This is a genomic window from Loigolactobacillus bifermentans DSM 20003 (assembly GCF_001434575.1).
In the GTDB taxonomy this organism is placed as follows: domain Bacteria; phylum Bacillota; class Bacilli; order Lactobacillales; family Lactobacillaceae; genus Loigolactobacillus; species Loigolactobacillus bifermentans.
The window spans coordinates 1-7,714 of sequence record NZ_AZDA01000080.1; the positions used below are offsets into that span (position 1 = coordinate 1).

Sequence of the window (7,714 nt, forward strand, 5' to 3'; positions counted from 1 at the left end):
TATCAGGTTATGCTGACAAATTTGTCCAAAAATTCGGATTAAATTTGCAATCTACCAATTAGCTAAAAGTATTTGGCTAACTTGATTATAAAACGCGCGTAAAAAAAGCATTATTGAGTACTTTAATAGATTCCATATCAATACCCGAAAACGGGTTCAAACCGTAACTCTGGATCTCAATAGTTACTATAAAGATATCGTTAAGGAAATGTTTCCAAACGCAGAAATTGTCGTTGATCGATTCCACATTATCGCCATGATGACGCGGGCATTCAACCAGACTAGAGTTCAGACAATGAAAAAATATGACAAGAAATCTATCGAATATCGACTGCTTAAGTTCTCATGGAAACTATATTTGAAGCACTTTGATGAACTAGAAGTCAGCCAAACTTTCTATGATCGTCATTTACGACAGCAGTTAACTCAACAAGGGCGAGTACAAATGGAGCTTGACACTGATGACACTATTTCGAGCACATACGATGCGCTGCAAGGTATCATGTCCTGTCTTAAAAATCATGACAAAGATGGCATTGTCTACTATCTCTACAAAAATGAAAACCTAAGTTTTCAAATGAAGGAAACACTAAAAACGTTTAAAAGTAATCTGGAAATTGTCTTGAATGCCAGTGAATCTAAGTATTCTAACGGTCCAATTGAAGGTATTAATCGGATGATTAAGCAGATTCAGCGGACTGCGTTTGGATTTAGAAATTTCCATCATTTAATCTCGCGGATTAAGCTTCAACAAACGAGAACAAAACCAAATACAAAAACAGAACTAGAAGCCGCTTAGCTTCTAGTTCTGTAAAACTATCTATCAACAGGATTTGACAGAGAGCCCTAAAAACAGTGCCGGCTCAATGATTAGCCTAATTTAGCTTTAATATTTTTTAACGAAACTTCACTCGTATCCGCAAAGCGCACATCCGCTTCCATCAATTGATTACCAATCCCGATTGAAAGTTCACCCGCAGCATTAATTGACTTAATGCCAGCACCTGAATCTTCTAGACCGGCAACAACTTCTGGTGCTAAGTCCATCACACCGGCCGCCAAACTGAAGATTTCTGGATCTGGTTTTCCGGCATGCAATTTGGCTGGATCAACCACGCCTTCAAAGTAGTCGGTAATTTTCAACTGCTTCAAAATTGCAGGGGCGTTCTTTGAGGCTGAAGCGACGGACATTTTATAGCCGCTAGCTTTTAATTCGTCTAAGAAGGCTTTCATCCCTGGTAGCACGTCATCTGGCGTTAATGATTCAACCAGCTTCAAATACTTGGTGTTCTTTTCGGTAGCCAAAGCCACCTTTTCATCCTCGGTGTAGTCATTTTCATGGCCACCCGCCTTCAAAATCATTTCCAGTGAATCCATGCGGCTGACACCCTTCAAGGCTTCCGCTAGTTCTGGTGTCCATTCTGAATGAACTTCATCCGCCGTTTGGTGCCATGCCTTAGCGTGCAATCGGGCACTATCAGCAATGACGCCGTCCAAATCAAATGCAAATCCCTTAATATCTTCAAACTTCATGGTTATCCCTCCGAATAGTAATAAGTTGATGTGTAAGTTTTAGTTTGATTAGCGGGTAAAACAATGTCGCCAAATCCGTCGTGGTGAATCGCATCTGGGACCGTTTGTAATTCCACAGCCAGTCCGTTATCTGGATGAGCAGCAAGCCAATCCGCATCTTTGCCAATGCAATCGGGATTGACGTTAAAAATAATGACGCCATTGCGATCACTGCCCATTTCTAATTGATGCTGCTTTGCGCTATCAACTAGTAACAAGCTTGGTGTTACGCCTAGCGATGTATCCGGCTTTTTAAAGGCATCATCAAACTGTTCGTTGCCGCCAAGTTTTTCACATTGATCGCCCAGCTTAACAAGGTTTGTAAAATCAAACGGGGTATTTTCAACGACCTGTATTTCACCCGTTGGAATCTTTTCTTCATTTACCACGATATGCCTATCCGCAACTATCTTCAAGAATTCATCCTTGATTGGCGCGTCCGGTCCATCCAAATTAAAGTAAACATGCGTCATCGGATTAAATAGGGTTTCCACGTTGCTGCGTCCCTCATATTGTACGGAAACATGGTTATCCTCATCTAAAGAATAGGTGATGGCCATTTCCAACGTCCCAGGAAAAATTGCTTTCTGTTGCATGGTATATCGAATTTTGGCAGATTGGTCGTCTAGAATAATCTCGCCATGCCAATTGAGCCGATCAATGCCCGTGTTACCACTGTGTAGCACATTTTTATTTTCGTTTGGCTTCAAATTGACCCTGAATCCAGCGACGTTAAACGTATGGCCGCTCAACCGTCCTGCCACCCGACCAATGGTGTTTCCTAAATGAAAGGGATTCGTTTCATATTCGTGCACGTTATCAAAATTTAAAATGATATTCTTCTCTGGTGTCACAAAGTAGCCAGTCCAGGTTGCTCCGTAACTGATTGTGCGGAGGCTCACACCATTTTTATTTGTAATCGTAAATTCTTTGACTAACTCACCATTTTCTAAATGGCCAAAATCTTTAACAGTCGATTCCACCAGTCTCACCCACTTTCTTTTAATAAAAAAGGCGAAGAGCAGTTTCCCACTCTTGCCCTTTTTTTAGTCCTATTTAAGCTCTTCCTTCTTACCATCGAGGTCAACCGTAATTGGGTCGCCATCGAGCAAGTCAAGCTTCGTACCAGACTGATCAACCGTTACCTCAATCAAACGACCGCGGAACAATTGACGGAACTGGTATGACTGCCATTTCTTAGGTAGGAATGGTGCATAGTGTAACTCACCGTTGCGAACTCGCATGCCAGCGAATCCTTGAACAATGGCTAACCAGCCACCGGTCATAGCTGTGATGTGCAAACCATCGACCGTGTCATTATTGTAGTTATCCAAATCGAGACGAGCTGTCCGTTCATACAATTCGGTTGCCTTTTCTTCATAATGAAGATCAGCTGCCAAAATGGCATGGATTGAAGCTGACAAACTTGATTCATGAACCGTTAATGGCTCATAGAAATCAAAGTTGGCTTTCTTCTGTTCAGGTGTAAAGTCATCAATAAAGTCCCAGATTCCTTGAAGAACATCGGCTTGTTTGATGTATGGTGAACGAAGAATTTTGTCCCATGACCAGTTTTGGTTAAGTGGCAATTGATCCTTAGGAAGTGAGCTGACTGGCTTGATATCCTTGTCTAGGAAGCCATCGTGTTGAACGAAAATTCCTAACTTCTTGTCTTCAGGAAGGTACATTCTGTCCACAATGTCTTGCCACTGTTTCTTTTCAGCGTCAGTGACGTTTAAGTCTTTAGCAACTTCTGGTGCAACCTCTGGCAAAATTTCAAGCGTATATTTCAACGTCCATTGTGCCAAAATGTTGGTATACCAGTTGTTATCAACGTTATTTTCGTACTCATCAGGGCCAGTAACACCATGAATCATGTACTTGCCATTCCGTTCTGAGAAGTGAACCCGGTCAGCCCAGAAACGTGAAATCTCCGTTAAGACCTTGGCGCCTTCATGCTGAACGTATGACTTGTCACCAGTGTAGTTTGTGTAGTTGTAAATTGCGTAGGCAATGTCGCCGTTACGGTGAATTTCCTCAAATGTAATTTCCCATTCGTTATGAGATTCAATCCCATCAAACGTAACCATTGGGTATAAAACACCCTTAAGGCCCTGTTCCTTAGCATTATGGAAGGCACCGTCAATTTGTTGGTAACGATACTTCAACAAGTTTTTGGTAACATTTGGATCCGTAACACCAAGGTAAACGGGAACCGCAAAGGCCTCTGTATCCCAGTATGTGGCACCACCGTATTTTTCACCGGTAAAGCCTTTAGGTCCGATGTTCAAACGAGAATCCTCGCCATAGTACGTTGAGAAGAGCTGGAATAGGTTAAAACGAATTCCTTGTTGCGCTTCATCGTCGCCAGCAATTTTAACATCAGAAACGTTCCAGCGATTTGCCCAAACAGCTTTGTGGGCGTTGAATAAATCACTGTATGATGTTGCAGAAATTTCTTTATTTAATTGGGTTAAACGAGCCTCAAGATCAGCTTGTTTAGGGAAGTCACGTGATGACACAACAACTGTGCGCTTCTGGATAATTGTTTGCTCACCAGCAGCCAGTGTTCCGCTAAAATGGTTCGTCGCTGAGACATCGGTTTGGTCTGCAGACTCACTGTTCCAGTCCGTGACAACTGTTGATAAAGCACCAACCGTAAATTGTGGTGTTCCAAAGTCGTTTGGCTTTGTTTCCGCAATAACTTCGGCTTCATTATCAGTCTTAGCAACTTTCAAAACGTCCCAGAACTTTTCATCGTAATTGGCGTCTTCATTTTGTACATCAGCATCAACGGATGAACTGAATTCAACCTTAGCTTCTTTAGAACCCACATTCTTCAAGATAATCCCTTGAACAACGAGTTCCTTAGTTGCAGCACTGACAAATCGTTCAAATGAAATCTGAACCTTTGCGCCACCCTTTTCAACAGTGAAAGCCCGTTCGAGAACGGCCTGTTGCATATCTAAATCAAGGTTGAAGTCACTCACCTTGTCCTTAGCCAAATCAACAACTTCACCGTTGATTTTAATGCCAACCTTGATAAAGTTGATTGCATTAATCACTTTGCCAAAGTACTTAGGATAGCCGTTTTTCCACCAGCCAACCTTTGTCTTATCTGGAAACCAAACGCCACCAATGTAGATTCCGGGAAGCGTGTCGCCACTGTAACCTTCCTCAAAGAATCCACGCATGCCGAGGTTACCATTTGCAAGACTGGTCATTGATTCTTGAAGACGTTTATCGTCTGGATTAAGTTTAGTGGTCACAATGTGCCACGGTGATACGTCAAATGTTCGTTTCATCATTCAGACTCCTTTAATTTTTATGCGAATACTTCTTTAATACTGCTTACTGAGAAGGCACCGACTAACATCAAGATACCGGCTAAGAGAACCATCCCTGGCATTGATGAGCCCATCAATGGGAACAAAGCGAAACTCAATACTGAAGCAACGATTTGTGGTAAACAGATACTTCCGTTGAATAGACCAAGGTACGAGCCCATGTTGGCACCTGAAAGTGCGTTGGTCAAAATGGTGAATGGGAACATCATCATTGCGGCCCATGAAATACCAATCAAGCAGAATGAGAGGATGAGAACCCATTGATTATGAACAACGAAAATTGAGGCAAACCCAACGGCACCTAATACTAAACTAGTTGCGTACATTGGCTTGTGCTTGTCATTTGGCATCTTAGCAAGAACTAATGACCAAACAACGGCAGCTAAAGCGTAAATTGCGGATAGAACACCGAACCAGTTGGCACCGGCTTGATAGCCAGCACTTGCAGGATCTGTTGCGCGCCAAACGTTCTTGGCGACGGCACCTGCACCATAAGTCCAAAGGTATTGGAAGGCCATCCAGCAGAAGAATTGAACAAGAGTTAACGTCCAGAATACTTTAGGAGCACGTTTCAAAAGTGTAAATAAACCAACTTTTTCTTGAACATCTGCTTCAGTAATACCGTGATAGGCGTTATATTCTGCGGGTGTATATTCTTTAACTCTCAAAATAGTGAAGGCACTACAGATAACTAAGATAACGGCACCTGTATAGAATGAGAAAATAACTGAGTTCGGAATGACACCCTTTGGCGCAATGTTAGCAACACCCAAACCAGTTAAGAGGTATGGGAAAATTGCAGCTAGCACTGAACCACTATTTGATAAGAAACTTTGGATTGAGTAAGCAAATCCTTTTTGCTCATCATTCACCATGTCCCCGACCATCATCTTGAATGGTTGCATGGCAACGTTAGACGATAAATCCATGAAGAGAATTGTGATGGCACCGAACCAAAGTGCTGCAAGTGATCCATAACCAAATCCTAAGCTACCAGAGTTTGGTAGTAAGAACATAACGATGACGGCGACTAACGATCCCATCAAAAGGTAAGGTAATCGACGACCAATTTTAGGCATCCACGTTTTATCTGAATAATAGCCAACTAATGGTTGAACCACTAAACCTGCTAGTGGAGGAAGAATAAAGAAGAAACCTAATTTGGTTGGATCAGCTCCCAAAGTTTGGAAGATCCGCCCCATTTGTGAAGATTGTAAAGAGAAAGCCATTTGAACACCGAAGAATCCGAAACTAATCATCCAAATTGTCGCGATAGACAATTTTGGCATTGGCTTGGTTTTTGGCGTTGTAGCCGTGTTGCCTTGTGCTGAATCATTTTCCATGATTTGTCACTCCCTGTTTATTTGGTTTATGTGAACCCATTTTTCTTAACAAAATGAATTATAAACCGCTTTGATAATTTGTGCAACCGTTTGCACAAAAATAAAATAAAAAAGAGTTGTTGCTCACAACTCGTACTGCACAATTAATTTTTGAACATTTCGATCGGTAAATAACAATTCTACCGCGCGACTGCCCAGCATTTCCGGCCGCATATCAACCATGCGGACATCTTGGTCAATCAACGCTAGTAGCTCACTCTTATTGAAACTCATCATCGGAATTTTCTTTGTGTGTCGAATTTTGCTCCAAACCCGATTAAACCGCAGCAAGCCAACATCGTCGGTTGCAATTACCGCATCGACCTCTTGGTGCTGATTCAAAAATACCTCGACTGCTGTTTCAGAAACGCGTTTTGGTAATCTAAATACTAGCGGTTCTAATTGGACTTCCGCCATCGCCTTTTCGTAGCCCATTCGGCGATTTCGCTCGTATTGCCACTCATATTCGGATTCAACAAATAGTGGGTTTCGAACCCCGCCATTTTGAAGAATTGCCATTGTGGCATCTCGCCCAGCCTGAACATTGTCGTTATCGACGTATCGATCCGGCAAATCTCCAACTGGCTGACCAATAACCACAAAGTCCAAATTTTCGCGACGCAAATAGTCAACGACCGGATCATTCTCATCCGTATATAGTAGAACGAACCGTTTGACCTTTGCCTGTTGAACCATGGCCGTCACGTTAGCAAGGACCTCTTCAACTCGGCTCCCAATCGCAATTGATAAAACATAGTGTCGGGCGACTAGCGACTGATTGATGCCTCGGAGCATATCAATATAGAACGGATTCTCCGGTGAGGAACTTTCCACCGTTGGAAAAATAACTCCGACGACGTTTGCTTCACCGCGAGTCAGGTTCTTAGCGGTATAATTTGGCAGATAATCAAGATCCTTGGCGAGTTTTTGGATTCGTTCACGCGTTTTAAGGCTAATTCTTGAATTATTATTTAGCGCACGTGAGGCGGTTGAGACTGAGACACCAGCCCGACGCGCAATATCTTTTATTGTAATCATGAGCGTTTCCTTTTTCATTTATTGGCAAGCTTCTCCATCTGAAGTTTACCACGAAATCCCTCCATTTACCGACAAATTCAGGTAGACCATCGATTTTAATCTCAAGTAAAACTTCAACTTTGACCAAAGTCATTCTTTCATCGCTTACACAATTACTTAAGGCCCTATACCTTTATAAAATCCTTTCATTGTGAAAAAATTATTTTCAAAAGATTTCCCGTAGTTACTAATGTAAGACAGTTTTCACGAAATTGTGTCGATTTAAAGTAAATGAAAGCATTTACAAAAAAACCAGATGAGTTTATAGTGAAAATGTAAACCCCAAATTGCAAGAACAAATTAGCCACACGATAAATCCTATTAAATCAGTATTTT

General features: G+C 42.0%; 6 protein-coding genes. 1 reads left to right on the plus strand and 5 read right to left on the minus strand.

The window, feature by feature from the left end; all coding sequences use genetic code 11:
• Positions 1–112 precede the first annotated feature (112 nt).
• The gene (locus FC07_RS08905; RefSeq protein ID WP_225428808.1) at positions 113–799 is read left to right on the plus strand and encodes a transposase; all 687 of its coding nucleotides are present in this window, start codon (positions 113–115) and stop codon (positions 797–799) included.
• A gap of 71 nt (positions 800–870) precedes the next feature.
• Here FC07_RS08905 and pgmB read toward each other — a convergent pair whose 3' ends face one another.
• From pgmB to FC07_RS08930, 5 genes are all read right to left on the minus strand, one after another.
• Positions 871–1,533, minus strand: coding sequence for a beta-phosphoglucomutase (gene pgmB, locus FC07_RS08910; RefSeq protein WP_016265827.1), 663 nt, complete (start codon positions 1,531–1,533; stop codon positions 871–873).
• A 2-nt stretch (positions 1,534–1,535) separates the two neighbouring features.
• A complete protein-coding gene (locus FC07_RS08915; RefSeq protein ID WP_016265828.1) occupies positions 1,536–2,555 on the minus strand; it encodes an aldose epimerase family protein in 1,020 nt (339 codons plus the stop codon).
• A gap of 69 nt (positions 2,556–2,624) precedes the next feature.
• Positions 2,625–4,877: a glycoside hydrolase family 65 protein gene (locus FC07_RS08920; RefSeq protein WP_057904757.1), complete on the minus strand. Its 2,253-nt coding sequence runs from the start codon at positions 4,875–4,877 to the stop codon at positions 2,625–2,627.
• A 20-nt stretch (positions 4,878–4,897) separates the two neighbouring features.
• Positions 4,898–6,208, minus strand: a complete 1,311-nt coding sequence (locus tag FC07_RS08925) for an SLC45 family MFS transporter (protein ID WP_198930090.1) — start codon at positions 6,206–6,208, stop codon at positions 4,898–4,900.
• A 177-nt stretch (positions 6,209–6,385) separates the two neighbouring features.
• The gene (locus tag FC07_RS08930) at positions 6,386–7,357 is read right to left on the minus strand and encodes a LacI family DNA-binding transcriptional regulator (protein WP_235807489.1); all 972 of its coding nucleotides are present in this window, start codon (positions 7,355–7,357) and stop codon (positions 6,386–6,388) included.
• Positions 7,358–7,714 lie beyond the last annotated feature (357 nt).